This window comes from Pirellulales bacterium, assembly GCA_035533075.1.
Classification (GTDB): Bacteria; Planctomycetota; Planctomycetia; order Pirellulales; family JAICIG01; genus DASSFG01.
Window position 1 is genome coordinate 1 of sequence record DATLUO010000095.1, and the last position, 3,909, is coordinate 3,909.

1 protein-coding gene is annotated in these 3,909 nt (G+C 65.8%); it reads left to right on the forward strand.

Annotated elements, in window-relative coordinates; all coding sequences use genetic code 11:
• On the forward strand, positions 1 to 3,802 hold a 3,802-nt coding region (locus VNH11_12735; GenBank protein ID HVA47226.1), incomplete at its 5' end, for a protein kinase.
• Positions 3,803 to 3,909: the final 107 nt, after the last annotated feature.

A 3,909-nucleotide genomic window follows, 5' to 3' on the forward strand; every position in this document is an offset into this window, starting at 1 on the left:
CGCCCTCGGCGCCGCGCGGCCCGATCAACTCGGCGATTACCGCATCATCCGCGAGGTGGGCCGCGGCGGCATGGGCATCGTCTACGAAGCCGAGCAGGTGTCGCTCGGCCGCCACGTGGCGGTCAAGGTGCTGCCCAAGGAGCTGCTCGCGAATCCCAAACATCGCTCGCGCTTCCAGCGCGAGGCCAAGGCCGCGGCCAAACTGCACCACACCAACATCGTGCCCGTCTTCGGCGTCGGCGAAGAGAACGGACTGGGCTACTACGTGATGCAGTTCATCCAGGGGCTGGCCTTGGATGCGGTGCTCGACGAGTTGAAGCGGATGAAACTCCGGCCCGGCTCGTCGGGCGTGACCGTCGAAGCGGCCGGAGCGCAGGCGCGGCGTCGCGACGTGTCGGCGGCCGACGTGGCCCGATCGCTGCTCGACGGCGAGTTTCGTTCGTTGGCGGCGGATGAACCGCCCTTGGCGGACGAGCCGCGCCGCATCGACGAAACCGTGGACCATGAGCCGGGCGATGTGGAACAGCCGCCTGGGGCGGGCTTCCTGGCCCGTCACGCTTCGTCGGGCGCTGCGCCACAGACGGCCTGGGAAGGCCGCCCCACGCCCGATGACGCGGCAGGCGGTGACGGGCTGGGAAGCCCCTCCTCCTGGCTGTCGGATACGTTGTCGGGTTCCAACCCGTCCGTGGTCTTGTCCGGCAGCTCGGGCGGCACGGAGAAGAGGAACCGCAGATGGACCTACTGGCAGAGCGTGGCGCACATCGGCGTACAGGTGGCCGAAGCCCTGCACTATGCCCACGGCCAGGGCATCTTGCACCGCGATATCAAGCCCTCGAACCTGCTGCTCGACCTGGGCGGCACGGTGTGGGTGACCGATTTTGGACTGGCCAAGCTCGACGACGACCGCGGGCTGACACAAACCGGCGACATCCTGGGCACCTTGCGCTACCTGGCGCCGGAAACTCTCAAGGGACGCGCCGACGCGCGGAGCGAAACATACAGCCTGGGGCTGACTTTGTACGAGCTTCTGGCGCTGCGCCCGGCCGTTGAGCCGACCAGCCGGCACGCGATCATCGACCAGGTGCTGAGCGGGCAGGTCGAGCCATTGGCCAAGCGCAACCCCGAAATTCCGCGCGATCTGCAAACCATCGTCCACAAGGCGATCGAGCGCGATCCGAAGCATCGCTACCCGACGGCCCAGGAGCTGGCCGACGACCTGCGGCGGTTCATCGACGACGAGCCGATTCATGCCCGGCGGCTCTCGACTTTTGAGCACGTTGTGCGCTGGAGCCGGCACAACAAGGGTTTGGCCGCGTCGCTGGCGGCGGTCGGCGTGCTGGTGTGCGTGCTGGCGGTTGGATCGACGATCGCGGCCGGCTACTTTCGCTCGGTCAACGGCCGGCTGTCGAACACGGTGCAAAGTTTGAAGACGACCCAGGTAGAGCTGCACGACAAGGTCGACGCGCTGGACGTGGCCACGGGCGAAGCGCAAAAAAAGGCCGCGGAGAATTTGCGGTTGGCCAACGTGGCTCAGCGGGCCGAGCGGCGCAGCCGCGAATTTCGCTATGCCACCGACGTGCAGTTGGCCGCCCGGCTGCTGGCCGACGCGGACGCCAACGCCACGCAAGTGCTCGCCCGGCTGTCGGACCACGACCCTACGGTAGACCAGGCACTCCGTGACGGGGGCGATCGCCCGTCGCCTGCGGCGACGGATTCTCCGCCACGGAGTGTCGGAGCTACGGACGATCTGCGCGGCTTCGAATGGCACTATCTGAAGCGGCTGATCGACAGCCGGGCGGCAATTTTTCCCGGTGGCGAGCGGCCCGTGGTCGACAACACGCTGACGCCCGAGGGTGAATTCGTCACTCTCGACGACGACGGCCAGGTGCGCCGCTGGGACGCCAAGACGCGCCGCGAGACGCGTCCGACTCTCGATCTCAAACAGGGCCGCTATCTGGGGGCCTCGAAGGCGCTCTCCCCCGATGGCCGCCGCGCGGCCTTGGCATTCAATGGCACGGTTCTGCTGCTCGACACGGCGACCGGCAAAGAGGTGACACGGCCGCTTCCGACCGCGGCCCGCTTCGGCCTGATCTTCTCGCCCGACAGCCGCATGCTGATCGCCGCCGACGATACGGTCGGCTGGTGGAACGCCTCGACCGGCAAGCCGATCGCGGTTGCCGACGCGAAGCTGTCCGGCGCGGGACCGCTGTCGATTTCGTCCGACGGCTTGACGCTCGCCGTGGGGCGACAGCGGGGCGAATACAGTGATGCTTCTTTCTCCGTCTTCCGCATGAACCCCGATGCGCGCGAAGTCACCACGCTCCAGGACAAGCACTCCGCCGGCATGGGGAGTACGCGCGCCTTGGCGCTTACTCCGGATGGAAAATCACTGGCGGTCAGCCAATACTACTCCGGCAACGTGGCGTTGTTCGACACCACCACCGGCCGCCGGCTGAACGACAAATTCTTCGATCACGCGTCGAGCGTTTCCGCCATCGGTTTCAACGCCGAGGGCGACAGCATGGTGACCGCCTCGGTCGACGGCTCGATCAAGGTCTGGACCGATTACAAGGCCCAGTACGAGGCCACTTCGGGCAAGACAACCGCGCCGCAAACAACCGCCTTGACGGGGCACACGGGCCAAGTCACATGCGCGGGTTTCGCGCTGGATGGAAAGCAGGTGATCAGTTCCAGCAACGACAAGACCTCGCGGATCTGGAATCTCACGCAGGCGACCGCGTCGCTCCACCAAGCTATCGAGGGCATCGGCGGCATGAGAGCGAGATTCTCCCCGGACGGCTTGCTGATGGCGCTGGCCGAGCCAGGCAACCCTCGCCTGCGGGATGCGGCGACCGGGCGGCCGGTACGTGAGTTTCTCAGGCCGCACAACCAGCATCCGCAAATTTTCCCAGATAGCGTCGCCTTTTCTCCCGACAGCCGGCTGCTGGCCGTCGGCTATGGCGGGGCCAAGGATGTTTCGCACGTCGAGCTGTGGGATATCGACGGCGGCGAGCGCCTGGCCGACCTGCCGGGCACAACCGATATTCCCAATTTCACGACGGACGAATTCGGCGGCATCGTCGCCGCGCTGGCCTTCTCGCCCGACGGCAGATTCCTGGCGGCCGGCTTTGGCTCACTCAATTCATTTTCCTCCGGAAACCAAGGCCCTCATCCCCTGAAGGTCTACGACGTCGCCGCGCGCCGCACGGTTCGCGTGCTGGAGGGGCACGAGCACTATTGTCCCGCGATTGCCTTCTCGCGCGACGGCGGCCTTATGGCCAGCGCCAGTTACGACGGCACGGCCCGCATTTGGTACACCGCCACCTGGAAAACGCGGCATGTGCTGTCGAACCCCGATCCGTCCACGACGATCGGTTGGCGGAGAGTTTTCGACGTGGCGTTTTCGCCCACTGCCGAACTGTTGGCCATGGCGAGTCACGAGGGGAACGTGCATATCTGGAATGCCGCCACCGGCCAACTGGTTCAGACACTCAGGGGACATGCCAATGGGGTTTGGTGTGTGGCGTTTTCTCCCGACGGCCGCACGCTGGCCTCCGGCAGCTATGACAACACGGTCCGCCTGTGGAACGTGGCTACCTGGCGCGAACTGGTGCGCCTCGATACGGAAAACTCGGCCCCCCCGCGGGCTCTCGAATTTTCTTCCGACGGTACACGGTTGCTGGCCGCCCGGTTCCCGGTAACGATCTGGTCGACCCAGCCCAACGAGGAAGGGGCGCCTGAGCAGTTGGCAGAGAAAACTGTCCAAAGTCCTAAGTTCAAGTTTCGCGGTTTCCGGACATAGTTCGAGCCGGCCGTCGCGTTGGGTGCGGCGGCAAAACAGCAGTCGTTGAGCCGTAATTCGCGAGACAGAGCTCGCGTCGGCTTGGTCAGCCCGCGTGGCTGATAAAT